This is a genomic window from Pontibacter sp. T17 (genome assembly GCF_057219875.1).
Map to the genome: position 1 here is coordinate 848,091 of NZ_JBXVVW010000002.1, position 18,329 is coordinate 866,419.

Sequence of the window (18,329 nt, forward strand, 5' to 3'; positions counted from 1 at the left end):
TGACGTGTAAAGTTTAGCCGTTTTAGGCTGGCAGCTTTCAGGCGCTCCTGCGTAACTTTCATACGTATGAATGCCTCTCCGGCCACTGCCCGCAAACGCGACTCTCTATTCGCCCGCATCTTCAAGGCGGGCACTCAGGATATCTCCGACCCTGGCCTGCGGCTGCGGGTCATCTTGGCGCATCAGGTGGCGTATGCCACTGCCGGACTCACGATGTTGCATATGCTGTTTTATGCAATGGTGGGCATCTCGGCATTTGCAGTGGTTTCCACTCCCATGATTGTCATCTGGCTGGCAGCCCCACTGCTCAGCCGCTGGCGTCAGTATACAGCCATGCGCTGGACGCTGATTCTCAACAGTACAGCAGAAGTAGCAGTTGTCTCCGTCACAATGGGCAGCGTCACTTCACTGCCCCTGTATTTCTACACCGTGGTTCTGCTGCCTGTCATCGTATGGCACAGCCGCGAAACCGTCCACTTTTTCCTGTCCATTCTCATTGTGCTGGCCACCTACATGGTGGTAATGATGCACTGGCACAACATCCCGGTGTTCTACGATGTAGACCCCAGCCAACTGAAGTATATCACGCCCTTTTCGGTAGGGGTGTCGCTGCTGGCCGTCGCCACCATTTTCAGGCTGAACAACAACATGCTGACCGGCCTTGTCCAGCGTATGCTGAACAAGGAACGGGAGAAGACGCTTGAGCTGGAAAAGAGTCAACTGAAACTCCAGGCACAGGCATCTGAAATGGAGGAAGCGAACGCACGTCTGCGCTTGCGAGAGCAGGAACGCGAACAGAATCAGCAGGCGCTGGAAGCTCAAACCCGCATTCTGAGCCAAAATGAAAGCCGACTGAAGGAAGCTCTGGCCGAAGCCCATTCGCAGCGGGCCCTGCTCGAGGGTAACCGCTACATCGATGCGGGCATGGCACAACTGGCCGACGCCATGCGCTGGCAGGACGAAGAAGCCCGCGTATGGGCTAACCGGGTGTTACAAGCTGTGTGTGAGTATGCAGGCTGCGCCCAGGCAGCGCTGTATCTGGGCAGTGAGTTTTACGGCAATGGTGCGGCAAAAGACAAACTTCAACTGGGCGGCTCCTATGGCCTGCCCAGTTATGCAGCGCAGACACTGAACATCAGCCGCAACGACGGCATACTGGGGCAGGTGGCGCGGCAGCGCAAGCCCTTGCGACTGGGGCAGGGTTCGGAAACCGGCAGGATGATCTGGCTGGCTTCAGGCACACTGGATGCCAAAGACCTGTTTGTGCAACCGCTGATTCACGAAGGTCACTTCCTGGGCCTTATGGAAACAGTAGCCGTAACTCCCCTGCCCGATAGCCGTCTGGAATTCCTGTCGCGAGCCGCCGGTGCTGTAGCCAGCCAACTGGTAGCCATCAAAGCACAGCTGCAGGTGAAGAAACTGCTGGACGAAACCCAGGCCAAAACCGCCCTGCTGGAAGACCGCGAAGCCCAGCTGAGTGTGCAGCTGGAGAAAATGGCTGCCGCCCAGCAGGAGATGGAGCGTGCCCAGCTGCGCCTGCGCGAAAGCGAAGAACGCCTGCGCCAGATGAACGAGAACCTGGAAGACATGGTGGAAGCCCGCACACAGGAGCTTACCAGCACCCAAAGCCAACTGGTGCAGAGCGAGAAAATGGCTACGCTGGGCCAGCTCATTGCAGGCATTGCCCACGAAATCAATACGCCCATCGGAGCCATCAAAGCCAGTGGCGAAAACATGTCGGACCTGCTGATGCCGATGGTGCACGGCCTACCTGTGCTGCTTACGGCACTGGCCCCACCCGACCGCGCCCTGTTTCTGAAGCTGCTGGACATCGTGAGTCAGAACACCCGCCAGCTGGGCAGCACCGAAGAGCGCAAACTGCGCCGCGCACTCACCCGCGACCTCGAAGCAGAGGGCGTGGAGGAAGCCGAAGACACCGCCCGTCGTCTGGTGGAGGCTGGCTTTCTGGAAGACTATCAGCCCTACCTACCCCTGCTGAAGGGTAGCCACCGCGAACTGGTGATAGACCTGGTGTATCGTATTGGCCAGCTCCGTATCAACATAGACAACATCGGCATGGCCGTAGACAAGACCAAGAAGATTGTTTACGCGCTCAAAAACTATTCGCACGGCCACAGCGACGAATCGGCAGTGCCCATTGACCTTCAGGAGAACATCGACACCATCATCACGCTGTTCACCAACAAGATCAAGTACACCGTAAAGCTGGAGCTCGACTACCAGCCGATACCCCAGATCATGGGTCACCCCGACGAGCTGGGCCAGATCTGGACCAACCTGGTGCACAACGCCCTACAGGCCATGAACTACGAAGGCGCCCTGCAGGTAAGGCTGTTTGAGGAAAACAACCACGCCGTGGTGCAGGTCATCGACAGTGGCAGCGGTATTCCCCCCGAAGTGGTGCCCCGCATCTTCGATGCCTTCTTCACCACCAAGAAGCGCGGCGAGGGTACGGGACTGGGTCTCAGCCTTGTCAAGAAAATCATCGTGCGCCACCGGGGCGAAATCTCGGTGGAAAGCGAGCCGGGCCGCACCTGCTTCACCGTACGCCTGCCCTTCAACGCCCAACTGCTGACCGCTGCCGAAATGGCCGCCATGCAGTAACCCGCTTATCTCTAAAACAGCACGGGCCACTCTCACCGAGCGGCCCGTTGTATGTTCAGGCAAAAGGGTCAGCCAGCATACTCAAACGGCAGCAGGTTTTTGAAGCGCGTATACGCCTCTTTGCCAAAGGGTTGCCCCTTGCAGCCCTTCTGCCGGGCCAGGTTGCGGATGTCATTGATGCGGTTGCCGGGATCGGGGTGCGTGCTGAGAATAGCCCAGCCCTGTCCCGCACCGCCCTGCGCCTTCAGGCGCTCAAAGAACGAAGCACAGGAGCCTGCATCATAGGGGGTGCCACAGAGGTAGTCGACAGAAGCGGCATCGGCCTCGCGCTCGTGGTCGCGGCTGAAACGGAGGTTGGCAAGGTTGCCCGCAACATTGGCCACCATCTGCCCCACCTGCCCCGTACGGCTACCCAGTAGGCCAATGCCAATTTGCATGAACTGGGAGTTGCGCATAGCCCGCGCGGTGTGGCGGAGGTCGGCATGGGCAATCTCGTGCCCCAGAATGCCTGCCAGTTCACTTTCGAACTCAAGCATGCGGATCAGGCCGGTGTAAACGTAAATTTTGCCACCGGGGGCACAGAAAGCGTTCTTCACGTCCTTGTTGATGATCTTGATGGACCACTGGAAGTCCTTGGCATACTTCACCTTGCCCGATTGCAGCATGCGGTTGACGATACTCCAGAGATACTGATAGGCTTCGGGATACTGCCTTTCGTCCAGAACTGGGTACTCTTTGGGGTTGGCCAGAATTTCGGCCTCGACCTGTGCACCAAGCTTCCGGTCTTCGTCCAGAGAGGCCAGGAACTGGGCACGTGCCATGCCTGCGGTGGTAAGCAGGAGCAGGGTGGCCATCAGGAGTGCTTTCATGGGGTTGAGTTGGGTTTAGTCAGAACAGCGTCAGGGGCGCTTACGAGCGCTTCAATGTCATACGAATATGCTCAATCCCGGCTTCATGGAACAAATCGCCTTCGGGCATGAAGCCCAGTTTGTCGTAGAAGCCTTTGGCCGAGGTCTGGGCATGGAGGTAAATGGGCAGTTCCAGCGGAATGTCTGCAATGGCAGCCTGCACTGCAGCGCGGCCCGCACCAGTGCCACGCGCCATTTCCAGTGTAGCGCAACGTTCGATCTTGGCTTTGCCTTCGGCGGTACGACGCCAGCGGGCCGTAGCTACCGGAATGCCATCTGCAAACACCAGAAAGTGGCGCGACTCATCCTCGTACTCCAGCTCTTCTTCGGCAGGCACCTGCTGCTCGTCAACAAACACCTTGAAACGGATATCCTGTGCCAGGCGCAGCTCGGCTGGCGTTGTTACGTGTACTGCATGTAGGGTTGGCATACCCAAAGCTACACACACTGGTATTTTCCCGCTATCTTTCTGCTACTGTTCCATACTCCAACTCTCTGTCTCTCATGTCGTTTTTCTTCATTTTTGTGGGGCTGTTCGCGGCGCTGGTGGGCTTCATCATCCGCAAGGCCGGGCAAGGCAGCAACAAAGGCAGCGCAGGCGTGGCGCTGTTTTCCATTGGCCTCACGGTGGCAGCTTTGGCCTTCGTTTTCGGGCTGGTAGTAGTGGTGGAGTCCGGCGAAGTCGGGGTGAAAAAACTCTTCGGGAAAGTGGATAATGAAGTACTTACCGAGGGGCTTCACTTTGTGAACCCACTAGCCGAAATCATCACCTATGACGTGAAAACGCAGAACTACACGATGTCTTCGGCACACACCGAAGGCGACAACGAGGGCGACGATGCCATCCGCGTGCTCACGGCTGATGGCCTGGAAGTCATCATCGACCTGACAGTCCTGTACCGCGTGATGCCTCCCGAGGCACCCCGTATTCTGCGTGAGATAGGCCCTGACTACAAGGGCGTTATCGTGCGTCCCATCAGCCGCACCAAGATCCGTGACAATGCCGTGTATTACGACGCCATCTCGCTCTACAGCACCAAGCGCGATGAGTTTCAGGCGCGCATCTTCAAAACCATCTCCGATGACTTTGCGTCCCGTGGCCTGCAACTGGAGCAGCTGCTGGTGCGCAACATCACCCTGCCCGCCAGTGTAAAAGCTACAATCGAGAGTAAAATCAACGCTGAGCAGGAAGCCCAGAAAATGGAGTTTGTGCTGCAGAAAGAGCGTCAGGAGGCCGAACGCAAACGTGTGGAAGCCCAGGGCCGAGCCGATGCTCAGCGCATTCTGGGCAGCTCGCTGAACGACCGGCTGCTGCAATACGAGCAGATTCAGGCGCAAAAGGAACTGGCACAGAGCCCCAACGCCAAGGTCATTATCATGAATGGCCGTGGCGCTCCCGTCATCCTCAACCCTAACTGATCGCCAACATGGTAGGCATTCTGTTGATCATTGCCGGCATCGTAACCGCTGCCGCCTATGTGGCGGTGCGCATGGTACGGAGACGCTAGTTCCTCATAGGCCCAGCTTGCGCAGCCCCAGCAGAATGGTGGTGGCGTGCAGCGCCTGCATAATGGCTCCGCTTTCGATGAGGCCGGGCAGTTCGGCCAGTGGCACGGGTACTACCTCTATCTGCTCGCCTGAGTCGAGGTCCTGCGCCGACACCTGCCGCACGTTCCGCGCCAGAAAACCCCAGCACAGGTTGGTGTGGTTGGCTGGGTTAGGGCTGATACAGCACAACTGCTCCAGCGGAGCGTCAGAGGCATAGCCGGTCTCCTCTTTCAGCTCACGGGCCGCACCGAACGCCGGATCTGGATCGGTGGGGTCCAGCACCCCACAGGGTAGTTCCAGATGAATGTCCTGCAAGCCGTGCCTGTACTGCCGGATGAGGATGGCCTTGCCATCAGCCGTAACGGGCAGCACGTTGGCCCAGTTGGGATACTCGTGAATGTAGTATGGGTCTATGACACGGCCATTGGGCAGCAGCACGCGGTCGGCGCGCACTTTCACCCAGGGGTCTACCACGTCGTAGCGCGAGGCCAGCAACTGCCAGGGTTTTACCAGGTCAGACATACGGGATTATTTCGAAGTCAGTTTCAGGCCCACCACACAGACAACCAGACCGGCCAGAAACAGGAGCCGAAGAGCGCTGCGGGGTTCATTGAAAAGGAAAATACCCAGAATCACTGTGCCCGCAGCGCCAATGCCTGTCCAGATGCCATAGGCAGTGCCAATGGGTAACTCGCGGGTGGCCTGCGCCAGAAACCAGAAACTGGCCAGCATCAGTACGATTGTAACGGCGCTGGGAACAGGTTTGGAAAGACCGTCGGTATACTTCAGCCCAATGGCCCAGCCTACCTCGCACAGAGCGGCAATCATCAGGTTGATCCAGGGGTTGGCTATCATGCGGGCAAGTTACCCCTTTTACCTGGCGATGCGGCCCGCCAGGGCTTCCATGGTCAGGCCGGGGCCAAAGGCACAGGCCAACAACGGACGGCCATTCTGGGCCAGGCTGGTATCGGCCAGCATGCGCTTCAGCACAAACAGAATGGTAGCGCTGGACAGGTTACCATGTGCATTCAGTGCTGCATAGCTGTGGGCCAGTGTGTCTTCGGGCAGGGCCAGGGCGCGTTGAACGGCCTGCAGAATGCGCACACCACCGGGGTGCACGGCATACAGCGTGTCCGGCGTGCCGCCAAGCGGGGCCAGCAGCGCTGCTATCCCTTCTTCCACCAGCTTGGGCACATAGCTGGACAGGCGTATCTCAAAGCCGGTATCGCCCACATGCCAGGCCATTTCGGCGCGCCCGCTGGCCTCTACACCCGACCGGAAACCCTCCAAAACCAAGGAGGGTGCATCTTCTGTTTTGTCATATCGTCCTGCGGCAGCAACTACACAGGCGGCAGCGCCGTCGCCGAAAATGGCATTGGAGGTCAGGTTGTCACTGTCGGGCAGATTCTGGAAGTGCAGGGTGCAGAGCTCTACCGAAACCACCAGCACCACCGCTTCAGGCGAGGCCTTTACTGCATCATGCGCCACCCGCAGGGCGTTGAAGGCGGCGTAGCAACCCATGAAGTGTATGCCAGTGCGCAGCACGTCCTGCCGCAGCCCCAGAGAGTTTATCAGGTCCAAGTCGAGGCCTGGGGCATACATACCCGTGCAGCTTACCACTACCAGATGGGTGACATCGGCCCACTGAAACCCAATAAGCTGCATTGCCGCCTGCTGCGACGCCTCGGCGCCAAGTGCCGGAGCATGCTGCCGAAACAGCGCCATACGCGCGGCGGTGCCTGGCGCGGGTTGCAGGTTGGGGGTGTTGGGATAGAAGGTATAATCGCCCTGCTGGCGCAGATAGTCTTCCAAAACGGTGTAGCGCTGGGCTATGCCCGACTGGGCATACACCCGCTCAAGGCTGGCGCTGCGCCCGGCCTCCAGCCCCAGTGCCCTGGCCATGAACGCGGCTATGTGGCTTTGAGGAATACAGTGGGCTGGCAGGGCAGTGCCTATGGCCAGCAGGGTGGGCGTAACAGACATTAGGGCGGAGGGTGTGCCTCAATTTACAGGTAGAAACCAACGCTCTGCCTAAAAGGTTTGTCAGGCCGCCGACACCCCGGCCTCCCCTTTTTTGTAAGTTTCCACATGCCCCTCCCCAATGCCTCCAAGGCGCTTTTCACGCGCGACAATCTGCTGTTGCTGCGCCTGCCTTTTTCACTGTTTCTGCTGCCTATTTTCCTGTTTGCCTGTTGGCATGTTGCAGCCTATCGCTTTCAGACCGACTGGCATAACCTCTGGCTGATGTTTGTGCTGCTGCACCTGCTGGTGTACCCTGCCAGCAATGCCTACAACAGCTATATGGACCAGGACGAAGGGCCCATCGGTGCGCTGGAAAAGCCGCCAAAGGCCAGCGTGGGCCTGTACCGGCTTACGCTGCTGATGGATGCCCTGGCATTGGTGCTGGCTGCATTTGCCAGTCCGGCGGGGTGGCGCTTCAGCCTGCTGGTGGCCATCTACATTGGCGTGAGCAAAGCCTACAGCTGGCACGGCATCCGGCTGAAGAAATATCCAGTCCTGAGCAGCAGTGTGGTGGCGCTGTTTCAGGGTGGCTACACCTTCTGGCTGGTGGGGCAGTCTGTGGCCGGGATGTATCCACACCAGTTTACCACCTCGCTGGACCTGCTGGGTATGCTGGCAGCCACCCTGCTGGTGGGTGCCCTCTACCCTACCACGCAGATCTTCCAGCATGCCGAAGACCGCCAGCGCGGCGACCGCACTTTGAGTCTGCTGTTGGGAGTGCGGGGCACATTTGTATTTACTGGCATGGTTTTCTCCCTGGGCATGGCCGTGCTGTTTCTTTACTTCCGCCAATTGGCGCTGCCACAGCACTGGTTTCTGTTCGCCGCAGGCACCCTGCCAGTCACTGGCTATTTCCTGTACTGGGCCTGGAAGGCCTGGAATCATCCAGAGGAGGCCAGTTTCCGGCACTCGTCGCGGCTGAACCTGCTGTCGGCGGTGTGTCTCTGCCTTCTCTTTCTGCTATTGCCGCAAGCCTGAAAACCGGGAAAGCCCGCACAAGGCGGGCTTTCTTCCAGCAACTACAATCGGATGAAGAAACAGTAGGCTGTTACAGCGTGGTGGTTTGGCCGTTGATGGTAACAGTAGCCGTATTGTCGCAGGCGCCGGTACCATAGTCAATGGTGCGGTCGGGCTTGCCTGAGCGGGTGATGCGGAGGACGCCCTGCACTGGGAACGTACCACGGTTGACATCACAGGAGCGGTCGTACACCAGCGCCGAGATAATATTGGCGGTGAAGGTTCGGCCCAGGCGGTTGACACCTGTCCAGGTGCCCGTGAGGGAGAACTTGTCGTCGCTGGGGTCCCAGGTGCCGGGGGTCCAGCCTTCGGTCCAAGTCCAGGTGCGGTCCGAACTCCAGGAAGAAGTGGTGTTGTCTTCAAACACCAGGTTCCCTGCAGTAACCACACGGCGGGTAGGGTTGCCACCTACAGGCACCGTAAAGGTGATGGTACCTTCGAAGTTTACCCGAATACGGTTCACCTGATAACTTTCGGTACGCACGGTCTTTACAGCACCATAGAGTGAGTCGCTGGCCGCTTTGGCCCACTTGATGACGATGGCCCCGCCACGGCGCTTGCCGTCGGCACAAATGACATCAGGATTGAAGCGGATACGCACCAGTCGATATACCACCCCACCCTCTGTGGTGTCTTTGCGAACGCGGGCAATAGCGCATACCCCCAGGCGGCCATCGGTCTTCTGGCTGCCACTGACATTGGATTCAGCCTCCGCAATTTCGATGGCATCGGTAGAGAAGTTATCGGCAGTACGATACTCCAGCGTGTCGATGCTCTGGGGCTCAGGTGATTCTTCCTTGTTGCAGGCCGAGAATGCGAGTAGCCCAACAGCCAGCGGGGCGAGTAACAGAATACGTGATTTCATACGGGAGAGAGAATTGAGGATTGTAGGGATAGGATGTCCCCATGACCCTCCCGTTTAATGCACTCCCTCAAAAAAAATTTAATCAGCTGAAAATAAAGCCTTTATGCTTCAATCGCGTGCTCCTTTGTGAACACCTCAAAGCCCTCAGGGGTCATGTACTTGCGCAGGATATCAGGCTTGGTCTGGCGCAGGTCAATGTAAATGAGGCCGTCGAGCACGTCAGAAAAATCGGGGTCGACGTTGAAGGCCAGAATCTTGCCGCCCATGTTCAAATAATGACGCAGCAGCACGGGCACCTTCATGTCGGTGGTCTCGATTTCACTAATGAGGTCCTGCACATCGTTCAGGCTCTTAATGCTGAACGAGTTGTAGAACTCTACATTCTTCTGCGGATCGAACGGATAAGGATTGCGGGGTTTGACCAGGTGCTTAAGATCTTCAGCGAACTTGTTCTCAAAAAGGAACTTCACCATCAGGTCTTTGCTCGTGGTCTGGAAATCGCCCGAGATGGACACTGGCCCAAAGAGTGAATGATATTGTGGGCGGCGCACAATGAACTGCCCTATACCGGTCCAGAGCAGAAGCAGCGGCGCATAGCTGCGCTGGTATTCCTTGCGCACGAAAGAACGCCCCAGCTCCAGCGATTTGTCCATCTGCCGGAAAAGCTGCGGATGGATGTGAAAGAGCGTATTGGTGTAGAGGCCTTCCTGGCCCTTTTCCTCCAGAATCTTATCGGCGCGGCCCATGCGGTAGGCGCCTACGATCTCCTGCTTCTCGCGGTTCCAGAGCACGATATGCTCGTACCAATTGTCGAAACGGTCTACATCGTATGCCTTGCCAGTTCCCTCACCTACTTCGCGGAAGGTAATTTCGCGCAGACGACCCAACTCGCGCAGAATGTTTGGCTGGTCATTCCCATGAATGTGCAGCACATCAATATCCTTCTGGGCAAAGAGAATAGCCTCAGCCCCCGCCGCAGCAATTTCCTCCACCAACAGGCGGGGATCAACGGGCTCGATGATGGGCTCGAAGGGAGTAGGCACCTTAAGGATATTCTTGATGGGCTTGAACTTGAGTTTCGACTGATTCAGTCGTGAACCCAGAATATAGCACTTACTGCGCAGATGCGCCATCAGTGTCTCAGCCGACTCGTACTGCTTTACTTTATCGGGTGTGATGATGCTGCCAACCTCAAACTGAATGCTTCGGTCGTCTTTGTTGACGAACTCGCGGATGAGCAGCGAGGTTCGCAGCTTCGGGTTAATGAGCGAAGCTATCTGAAACAACAGACTGTTGTGCCCACGGAAGAACACGGGGACTACCGTGGCGCCAGTCTTTTGGATAAGCCGGGCAATGTTGGGATTCCATTCCGGCTCGGTAATCTTGCGGGTCTTGGCGTTGAGTGCAGCCACTTCGCCCGAAGGAAACACTCCCAGAAAACCGCCCTCGCGCAGGTATTTGAGCGACTCCTTCATGGGGCCTGCGTTGAAACGCTTGGCGTCACCACCACCGAAGGGGTCAACCGTTATGAAATAGGGCGTCAGCTCCTTGATGCGGCCAAGCATGAAGTTGGCCATCACCTTGAAGTCGGGCCTGATCTGCTTCATCAGAATGATGAGTACCAGCGCCTCAATACCCCCGAAAGGGTGGTTGGATACCAGCACCAGCGGCCCCTCTACTTTCTTCAGCCGCTCAACAGCCTCTTCAGGAATGTCAAACTTGACATCCATGAGCTGGAGCGCCTTTTCGCAGAACTTGGCCGGATCTTCGATGCCGTGCGTATTCTTGTATATCCAGTTCAGCTTGTTGATGCCCAGTAGCGCCTCGATGGTAGGCTGCACGAGGCCATAGAGTGACCGCTTGAGGGGCGACTTCACAAACTCGCTGGTATCCAGCAGGGTGGGTGCCTGGCGAGATGCGGGTTTCACTGGCTCTGCTGTTGAGGGATGGGGCACGTCAGGAAAATGGCTAGGCTTCGGTGTCCGCGGTTCCGGAGGAGGCGAGACTCCCGCGTTTGGGTCAAAGATACGGCGAAAACAATTGTCCCATTGGCTAAAGCAGATAGTCAGGGTTCAAAGCGGCCAATGGAATGCTGTTTTCTTCAGAATTGAAGCGATGGTCATGGTGATAACCTACCACATTATAGCGATCCAGATACGGTGCCACATCCCCGTAGAAGGCATGCGGCTGTATGTTGGGGAAAAGACTGATGTCGTGGAAAACAACTCCTGGCTTTTGGGGCCACTTGTCCATAATCCGGAAGAGAAAGTCAGGGTCGCCTAAGTCGCCAGAGAACACGATCGTGTCTTTCGGGTAGGCGGCATCCGCAAACGCATAGGCATAGGAGGTCATTCCCTCCACGTGATAGCCTGTGGTGTTGATGCTGGAGAGTCCATTCCAGCCGCTCATGTCGGCATAGTTGAAATACCGGCTGGGATGCTGCATCATGTTCGCCAGGAACTGGTCCAGTTCCTGCTGAAACTCGGCATCTGGCACCAGTAGCGTCAGTTTACGGTCGGGGGTGAAGAAGTGCCGATGAAACAGCAGCGTACTGAGGCTGCCGGCATGGTCGTCGTGCAGGTGGGTAATCAGCACCGCATCGATTTCATCTACCAGATTCAGCTGGCGCAGCCGCAGGTACACCGTATTGCCACAGTCCACCAGCAGCTTCCGGCCCTTGAGGGTAACGATAGCTGCCGAGTTGCCCGCCTCGATGTCGAAGGCGCCGCCTGTGCCGAGGAAATGCAGCGTTGGTTTCACGGGTGCGTGTGGCGGTAGGAAACGGTTAGCGGTGGAAAGATACAGCAAAGGCACAGCGGATGCACCCCGGCAGGCCTTTGGCTGCAAAAAATCAGCTGCGGGCCTGAAGGGGTGTACGCTAATTCGATAGCAGATAGCGTGAGAAGCGGCGCAGGAAGCGCACTTTCTCCTCTTCCTCCAGTTTCACAAGCGTCATGACGGGTACCTTGGGGTCACTACGCTTTTTGTCGCCTTTGGCAATGGCCGCTTCTACCATGCGATTGTAGCTGGCCTCCGAGCCGACGGTGCGCAGTTCCGAGCCCCGCACCTCGAAGTATACCCACGACACGTCGTCGGTCTGGAGATAGACGCGAAGCGTGTCGGTGGTGGGAGTTCCGTCGGGCAGCACCCGGCTCATCCGATACTCTATACGCGCATCTACCACTTTGTTCAACTGGCGGCCGCCAATGCTCATCAGGCCAATAGGCATGCTGCTCCAGAAGCCGCGGATGGAATCGTTGTAGTTGAACCTTACATCAGACAGCAGCATGGTTGCCGGAATCTCCCGCGTGGTTTTCACGCTGGCGGGCAAAGCAGCGGTCTCAGCCTGCTTCTTGAAAGACTGCGTATTGGGTTCGCTGCCATCTATGCTTCCGGCATCCAGAAACTCGGAGATGGCCTCAATCAGCGCAGGATCGGCAAGGTTGATATCACTGCTGGCCATGGTGTAGAGGTTGAACTTGTTGCCCAGGTCCTCAAGGGCGTCGTCGGGCATGGCCGGGAAATCAAGCTTCAACATCAGGCGCGTAAGCACCTTGCCGCTGTTGCCGTCGTCGCGCCAACTGCCGCTGGCCTGCACCTGCGCCGAGCCCTCAGGGAAGAAGAACGGTCCATTGAAGAGTCCCCGCGCCGTGGTGATCGACAGTTTGTCGTCGTAACTGACGATGCCGCCTCGATAGCGCTCGCCGGAAATCTTCAGCTGTGGGCCCACACGGAACTCCTGGCTCTGGCGGTCGTAGGTAAGGCCACCTTCGGCCAGAATCACGTCCTTGTCGCGCTTGCCATCCTTGCGCTCCTGGAAGAAGCTGGTGTAGAACAGGCGACGTGAAGGCTGATAGTGCAGGCCGATAGTGAGCTGCTGGCGCGTGCGCTTGTTGCGTGGGTCGCGGATGGGCACAAACACTGTGTCGGGGTTTACGAAGGTGTCGCGGAAAGCAAACCAAGAGTCGGCGAAGAAGGGCTTCTCTGACTGGATCTTCACCTCGCCACCAAACTGCAGGAATCGTTTCGGCGCCCGGAGCTCCACGGTGTCGCGGAAGTAGATACGGTCGGTGATGAGAAACTCCTGCTCGGTGCGGATGGTGCCACGCGCCCAGGTGGTGGTGTCGCCCAATACACGAATGGTTGTGAACTCGATGCGCTGCTCGGGCACACCGAAGGTCCTGTACGGATATATGCCGGTTGCCTTGTAGTCGTAGCGATGCAGAATGTCTACCTCGGCGTCCACAATGGTATGATACTTCTTCACGGTGTCGGCCACGATGCGGGCCTTCTCCAGATGCTCTACCTTGCCTTTGGCATCCACTACGACACGGCGCTCGTTCGGGAAGATGGAGGCGTCGGCTACATGGATGGAATCAACGCCTGTGATCTTGATACGGCGCTCGCTGAGGTTGTAGGTAGCACCCTGCGCGGCAAAACGCAGACGGTGCTGATCGGCCAGAGTGCTTTCCCAGAGGTTGAGCGCGGCATCCGGATAGCGGGCCTTTAGTACCACTTCCTGCTTTTTCTCGTCATAGCGTCCTTCAGCCAGCGAGGTTTTGTAGCCATGCAGCGGGAAGTCGAGCAGCAGGCGGCCAGGCTCTGAGGTGTTGAAGATGGCCGTGCGGGCGCGCACATCGCTGGTGACGTCTACGCCGGTGGCCACGAAATCGAACTTGGTGCTGTCGGCCAGGTTGGCGATACGGAAGGTTGAACCCCGCGCATTAATACGAAGGTCAGAAAGGTTGATGCTGTCGCCCTCTACCTGCGCCTGCCCCGACACCAACAGCCCAGAGCCCCAGGCGCCTTTTGCAGAGAAGCTCACTTTGCCCGCCAGGGTGGCGTTGCCATTGTGCAGTGCCAGTGGTTCATCGGCAGGGGTTTCTATTTCCAGCACGCCCTTACGCGGGTACCACTTGTATTTCAGATTTTTGCCCTGCATCGGCGGGAAATACACGCCTTCGAAATTTCCCTCCACCGCCTCAAAGGCTGTCAGCTGGGCCATCACTGAATCGGGGTGGAAGAGGAAGGTATCTGACTCGGCGCGGGTCACGAGGAAATCTACCCTGCCACGGCCATGCAGGCCATAGCCGTCCATCTGCAGTTCGTTGTAGAACTTACCCTTGCCGCCATACAGGGCAATACCCTCTGCGAATATTTCGCGCACACCATAGGTGTTGTCCGATACTGGCTTCAGGGTGTCGCGGAAGGCTGGCACAATATCGCCCGCGTAAAACTCGCCCTGAAACTGCAGATTCTCAATGCGGAAGTTCTCCAGACTGTCGAGCAGGAAGGGGTCGAGCGCGAAATTGAGCTTGCCACGCTTGTATACACCCTTCTGCACAGAGGGGTTGCTCCAGAACACATAGGAGGTGGTATAGCAATCGAAAACCGGATAGCCACGTACCCGCTTGGTGCCCGATTTGTTGTTTGGTTTGTTGATGTAGATGGCACCTACTACACCTTCGATCTTCAACTGTTCCAGTGCCTTGGTGAGGCGAGGATTGGCACGTGGATCAAAGCCCTGATCGCGGCGCGGGGCAAACTTCACGCTGTCCAGTTGCAGTGCCTGAATGTAGAATTTGTCGTAGTCGAAGATGAATTTGTCCAGCCCGCGGCCGTAGAGGTTCACTTTACCGGCATACACCAGACCACCGAAACGCAGGTCGCGGTTTTTCTCCACCAGTACCGAGCCGTCCTGTGGCCGTACTATCACCTTCTGCGAGTCGGAGAGTGTAAAGGCCTCTACGCCGTTCACACGCATCAACTTGGTACGGAAGTTCAGGTCGGCGTTGTCGGGGCGGCTGGTTTTGGAGATCAGCTGCAGGACATCGTAGTCTTTGCGCTTGCTGGCGGCGCGGGTCCAGCGCACCAGCTTGGGCTTCACCACCAGCTTGCCTGCCGCCTGGTCGTAGTCTACATACCCTGCGGCCCACATATTGTATACGGCTTCCTTGAAGCCCTGCATCCACTTGCTCAGCTTGTAGGCTTTCAGGATTTCGTCCAGGTAAATGCCATCGCGATAGGGATTCACGATTTCACCAAAGCCAACAGGCGCCTTTTCCTCGCCAGGATTGGTGGCTCCTTCCACACTGCCATCCCAGCTGGTGACGGCCTCCGCCGACGCGCCAGCGTCTTCCCAGCCCGCCAGGCCCGTACTGCCCGCATCGGTGGGAGTACTGGTACCCCAGCCAAACATCTCGGCTTCTTCCTCGGCAGCCTTCTTGGCTTCTTCCTCACGGCGTTTCGCGTCACGTTCGGCTTTGGCGCGCTTGGCCCAAAGCTTGTACATCTCGTCGGCATAGCGGCCAATGATGCCCATTGGGTTGAAGGGCAGCACGCCGTTAAACTGCATGAAGCGGTTCTGCAGGAAATAGTCGTAGCTCTCCACCAGACCAATGCGGTCGGCCTGGTCCACAAACGCCGACAGCACCATGGTGTCCTGTTCGGGGTTCCAGCGCAGGGCCTCAAAATAGAAGCCATAGCGGTGGAAACTGCTGGTCATGGCCTGACGATAGAAGGGGTCCTTGATGTCCTTGGTAAGGAGCAGCTCGGGCTTGTCGGGCAGGTAGGTGAAGTCCATCGACGGGTGATAGAGCGTATCGCCGTCGGGTAAATAGATGGTCACGCGGTTGCGGGTGTTGCGCAGTGGGCGCGCCGAAAGATCAATCTCAGTGGCCTGCATGCGCAGAATACGATCCTGCCCCCGCTTAACGAACAGCGCCGCCGGGTTGGTTTTGGTACCATAGCCCAGAATACGAAGCCCCCGCATGGTGAAGCCGCCCGTAAAGTCGATGCCGCGCTGCACGTCTTTGAGCTCGTGGTTCATGTTGCGCGAACGGAACACCGGCTGCGTGGCCTTGTTGATGTCGGTCACGTGCTCGATCTCGTCTTCAAAGGTGCCTGGCACTGGAGTGGTCGACAGCTTGGGATAGACCAACACGCAGCTGTCGGAAGAAAAACCCATACTGTCGATGTATGCCCGGAAACGGAACATCCGAACGTACATTTCATCGGGCTGGCGACCCAGGCGTACATAATTGTAACGCGCAGCTTGCCCGTAGAGCACTCCACGCAGCAAGTCAAGCGAACCCGTGGTTTCATCTATGGCGGTAGAGTCTGCACCGTTTACCAGACTGAAATAGGCATTCTTCATCTTAAGGCTGGGATATCGGTTCCACACCTGCATGGTGGTATCGAACGCGGCATCCCAGGTGAGGTTGCCATAGAGTTTCTCGAAGCGGAAATGATAAGCCGAGCCCTTACCGCGGTCATAGCGGCCATTGGTGGCGATGAGATCCATGCGGGCCAATACCGACGCCAGCTCCTGTGGTGAAAGGCGAACAAAGGCCGTGTCTACAAACCGCAACACCTCAGGTATCGGGAGCATCATGTGGGCTCCTTTGGCTGAAATCCGCTCTACCAGGCTCAGATAGGTAGCAACGTGGGGGTAAAACTCCAGCCCTTTTTCCATCATACGGTTCACCTGATTGGCCAGCCTTACCAGGTCGGGGTCAGTAAAACGCTTGTCGTTCCAGGCGTTGACGAAGCGATAGTTGATGGCAGTACCTTCTGGCTTGCCCAGCCGCTCGAAACGGCTGTTTACCCCCAGTGCAAACTCCTTGGGCGTGTTGGGCAGCGGCAGGTTGAAGGGGCTGACCTTCTTGCCGGAGTCGGTAGGCGTGGTAGTCTGGGCCCAGGAGGCCGAGATGCCCAGGCACAGCAGCAACCCGGTTATCAGCAGTCGAACTTTCATGAGCGGAGTGCGAGCAAAGTCAGTTGGTAGCGTTCGGTAGTAGTAGTTCCAGTGGGTCAGGCCTGCAATTGCAAGCAAAGGCTTTGCCAACCTGCTTCCTGCAGAGAGCGATGCAGACGGAAGCCCAGTATTTGGAAATTCCGCAAAATCTCATCGCCGTCCAAATCAAAGAAGCCGCTGAGCAACAGCCATCCACCTGGCTTCAGGTGGCGGGTATATATGCTGGCGTCGTGCAGCAGCACGTTTTTCTGGATGTTGGCCAGAATCATATCGTAGGTAACGTCCGGGATGACGGCAGCATCACCCAGCAGCACGCGGGTAGAGGCATCCGACAGCCCATTCCGCACGATGTTCTCGCGGGTGTTGTTGGTCGCCCATTCGTCAATGTCGATGAGGTCGCAATGGGCGGCACCCATTTTCAGGGCCAGCAGCCCCAGCAGGCCAGTGCCACATCCCATGTCCAGTACCTGCATACCCGCTACGGGCAGGTCGTACATCTGGCGCATCATCATGCGCGTGGTCGCATGGTGACCGGTACCAAAGCTCATCTGCGGCTGCACACACAGCGTGTAGCGAAAACGCCCCAGCTGGCTTGTATCGGGTGTCCGGTGCTCGGGGTACACCAGCACAAAGTCGTCTACCTCCACCGAGTCGTACCCGGCCTCCCACACTGCATTCCAGTTCTGGTCGGGCATGTCGGCTACGGCAGTCAGCGCGGCACCATAGCGGGCCAATACCTCAGCTACTGCCTCCCGGTTCCAGGCATCGGCTGCCACATAGGCCTTCATCAGCTCGGGCGTTTCCTGCACAAAGCTCTCGAAACCCTGTGCATCCAGCTCGGCGATGATCATCTCCTGGGCATCTTCGTTGGGCGTGTGAAAAGCGAGTTCCTGGTACGACATAGGGCGGTGTAAAGCACAAAGGTGCACAGTTCCGCTGGCACTGCGGCACCAATGCACAGCGGCTTTCGGTCGAAGCGTTGGCATTTTGCGTAACTTTGCAGCGCAATAATGCCTCAGAGCTATGGATATCAAGCAATTGGATCAAGCGCTTCAGCGCATCAACGATACGTACTACGAAACCGAGGACCGCGCCCAAGCCATAGCCGCCCTGGATGAACTGCACCGTTCGGTCAAGGGCAACGAGGCCGCTCTGGCCCATTTCCAGACTGCCGCCGCCACTGTAGCCGGAGGCCAGTATGTAGCACACCTCTTCTGGGTAGCCCTGGCCCAGTACCAGAAAGACCCTGCCACCCGTGGTAACCTCATGCCGCTGTTCGAGGCTTTGGCTGCCAGCGAGTTCGACGATGAACTCAAGTTGGAAATCAAGCCCCTCATCGTCATCTACCTCGCCATCGAAAAGCAGTTCGAGATCGACAAGGTAAAGGCCCGCGTGTTCGACAAAGCTCACCCCGCGGTGAAGGAGTTCTTCGAAAAGCTCATTGAGTTCGTGACCAAGAACGTCAACTCCGTGAACGCCTATCGCCAGAAGTTTGCCCTTCTGCGCAACCGTCACCCCGACTTCGAACTCTTCTCCCAGCCCATCTCGCGTCTGGAAGAAGAACTGGCCTAACCCTGTTCACCTCCAG

14 protein-coding genes are annotated in these 18,329 nt (G+C 57.5%); 4 read left to right on the top strand and 10 right to left on the bottom strand.

Annotation, left to right across the window (positions count from 1 at the left end; all coding sequences use genetic code 11):
- Window positions 1-66 precede the first annotated feature (66 nt).
- Window positions 67-2,625 carry an ATP-binding protein gene (locus tag AC2D8O_RS11670; protein WP_484679001.1) on the top strand — a complete coding sequence of 853 codons (2,559 nt, stop codon included), beginning with the start codon at window positions 67-69 and terminating at the stop codon, window positions 2,623-2,625.
- Window positions 2,626-2,693: 68 nt separating this feature from the next.
- Here the strand turns inward: AC2D8O_RS11670 and AC2D8O_RS11675 are convergent, their stop codons facing one another.
- Window positions 2,694-3,494, bottom strand: a complete 801-nt coding sequence (locus AC2D8O_RS11675) for a M48 family metalloprotease (RefSeq protein ID WP_484679002.1) — start codon at window positions 3,492-3,494, stop codon at window positions 2,694-2,696.
- A gap of 40 nt (window positions 3,495-3,534) precedes the next feature.
- On the bottom strand, window positions 3,535-3,963 hold the full coding sequence (locus AC2D8O_RS11680; protein WP_484679003.1) for a GNAT family N-acetyltransferase: 429 nt from the start codon (window positions 3,961-3,963) through the stop codon (window positions 3,535-3,537).
- 74 nt (window positions 3,964-4,037) lie between these two features.
- Between AC2D8O_RS11680 and AC2D8O_RS11685 the strand changes: the two genes are divergently transcribed.
- A complete protein-coding gene (locus AC2D8O_RS11685) occupies window positions 4,038-4,952 on the top strand; it encodes a prohibitin family protein (protein ID WP_484679004.1) in 915 nt (304 codons plus the stop codon).
- A gap of 93 nt (window positions 4,953-5,045) precedes the next feature.
- Here the strand turns inward: AC2D8O_RS11685 and AC2D8O_RS11690 are convergent, their stop codons facing one another.
- From AC2D8O_RS11690 to AC2D8O_RS11700, 3 genes are read right to left on the bottom strand one after another with little or no spacing between them, the layout of a single operon-like run.
- Window positions 5,046-5,603 carry an NUDIX hydrolase gene (locus tag AC2D8O_RS11690; RefSeq protein WP_484679005.1) on the bottom strand — a complete coding sequence of 186 codons (558 nt, stop codon included), beginning with the start codon at window positions 5,601-5,603 and terminating at the stop codon, window positions 5,046-5,048.
- A 6-nt stretch (window positions 5,604-5,609) separates the two neighbouring features.
- The gene (locus tag AC2D8O_RS11695) at window positions 5,610-5,936 is read right to left on the bottom strand and encodes a DMT family transporter (RefSeq protein ID WP_484679006.1); all 327 of its coding nucleotides are present in this window, start codon (window positions 5,934-5,936) and stop codon (window positions 5,610-5,612) included.
- An 18-nt stretch (window positions 5,937-5,954) separates the two neighbouring features.
- Window positions 5,955-7,064, bottom strand: coding sequence for a type III polyketide synthase (locus tag AC2D8O_RS11700; RefSeq protein ID WP_484679007.1), 1,110 nt, complete (start codon window positions 7,062-7,064; stop codon window positions 5,955-5,957).
- Between the two features lie 105 nt (window positions 7,065-7,169).
- Between AC2D8O_RS11700 and AC2D8O_RS11705 the strand changes: the two genes are divergently transcribed.
- Complete coding sequence (locus AC2D8O_RS11705) at window positions 7,170-8,081, top strand: UbiA family prenyltransferase (RefSeq protein WP_484679008.1); 912 nt, start codon at window positions 7,170-7,172, stop codon at window positions 8,079-8,081.
- Between the two features lie 70 nt (window positions 8,082-8,151).
- On the opposite strand, the gene AC2D8O_RS11710 is transcribed toward AC2D8O_RS11705, so the two are convergent.
- The 5 genes from AC2D8O_RS11710 to prmA form a co-directional block, all read right to left on the bottom strand.
- Window positions 8,152-8,985: a hypothetical protein gene (locus AC2D8O_RS11710; RefSeq protein WP_484679009.1), complete on the bottom strand. Its 834-nt coding sequence runs from the start codon at window positions 8,983-8,985 to the stop codon at window positions 8,152-8,154.
- A 101-nt stretch (window positions 8,986-9,086) separates the two neighbouring features.
- Window positions 9,087-10,913, bottom strand: coding sequence for a bifunctional lysophospholipid acyltransferase family protein/GNAT family N-acetyltransferase (locus AC2D8O_RS11715; protein ID WP_484679010.1), 1,827 nt, complete (start codon window positions 10,911-10,913; stop codon window positions 9,087-9,089).
- Between the two features lie 124 nt (window positions 10,914-11,037).
- Complete coding sequence (locus AC2D8O_RS11720) at window positions 11,038-11,745, bottom strand: MBL fold metallo-hydrolase (protein ID WP_484679011.1); 708 nt, start codon at window positions 11,743-11,745, stop codon at window positions 11,038-11,040.
- A gap of 118 nt (window positions 11,746-11,863) precedes the next feature.
- Window positions 11,864-16,741: a hypothetical protein gene (locus AC2D8O_RS11725; protein ID WP_484679012.1), complete on the bottom strand. Its 4,878-nt coding sequence runs from the start codon at window positions 16,739-16,741 to the stop codon at window positions 11,864-11,866.
- A 56-nt stretch (window positions 16,742-16,797) separates the two neighbouring features.
- Entirely contained in the window at window positions 16,798-17,643 is an 846-nt protein-coding gene (gene prmA, locus AC2D8O_RS11730) for a 50S ribosomal protein L11 methyltransferase (protein WP_484679013.1), read from the bottom strand.
- A gap of 121 nt (window positions 17,644-17,764) precedes the next feature.
- Here prmA and AC2D8O_RS11735 point away from each other — a divergent pair, with 121 nt between their 5' ends.
- Entirely contained in the window at window positions 17,765-18,313 is a 549-nt protein-coding gene (locus AC2D8O_RS11735; protein WP_484679014.1) for a hypothetical protein, read from the top strand.
- Window positions 18,314-18,329: the final 16 nt, after the last annotated feature.

Bases quoted from the DNA above. Each gene is read 5' to 3' on its own strand.
- AC2D8O_RS11670 (WP_484679001.1), top strand. From the start codon at position 67: ATGAATGCCTCTCCGGCCACTGCCCGCAAACGCGACTCTCTATTCGCC.
- AC2D8O_RS11675 (WP_484679002.1), bottom strand. From the start codon at position 3,494: ATGAAAGCACTCCTGATGGCCACCCTGCTCCTGCTTACCACCGCAGGC.
- AC2D8O_RS11680 (WP_484679003.1), bottom strand. From the start codon at position 3,963: ATGCCAACCCTACATGCAGTACACGTAACAACGCCAGCCGAGCTGCGC.
- AC2D8O_RS11685 (WP_484679004.1), top strand. From the start codon at position 4,038: ATGTCGTTTTTCTTCATTTTTGTGGGGCTGTTCGCGGCGCTGGTGGGC.
- AC2D8O_RS11690 (WP_484679005.1), bottom strand. From the start codon at position 5,603: ATGTCTGACCTGGTAAAACCCTGGCAGTTGCTGGCCTCGCGCTACGAC.
- AC2D8O_RS11695 (WP_484679006.1), bottom strand. From the start codon at position 5,936: ATGATAGCCAACCCCTGGATCAACCTGATGATTGCCGCTCTGTGCGAG.
- AC2D8O_RS11700 (WP_484679007.1), bottom strand. From the start codon at position 7,064: ATGTCTGTTACGCCCACCCTGCTGGCCATAGGCACTGCCCTGCCAGCC.
- AC2D8O_RS11705 (WP_484679008.1), top strand. From the start codon at position 7,170: ATGCCCCTCCCCAATGCCTCCAAGGCGCTTTTCACGCGCGACAATCTG.
- AC2D8O_RS11710 (WP_484679009.1), bottom strand. From the start codon at position 8,985: ATGAAATCACGTATTCTGTTACTCGCCCCGCTGGCTGTTGGGCTACTC.
- AC2D8O_RS11725 (WP_484679012.1), bottom strand. From the start codon at position 16,741: ATGAAAGTTCGACTGCTGATAACCGGGTTGCTGCTGTGCCTGGGCATC.
- prmA (WP_484679013.1), bottom strand. From the start codon at position 17,643: ATGTCGTACCAGGAACTCGCTTTTCACACGCCCAACGAAGATGCCCAG.
- AC2D8O_RS11735 (WP_484679014.1), top strand. From the start codon at position 17,765: ATGGATATCAAGCAATTGGATCAAGCGCTTCAGCGCATCAACGATACG.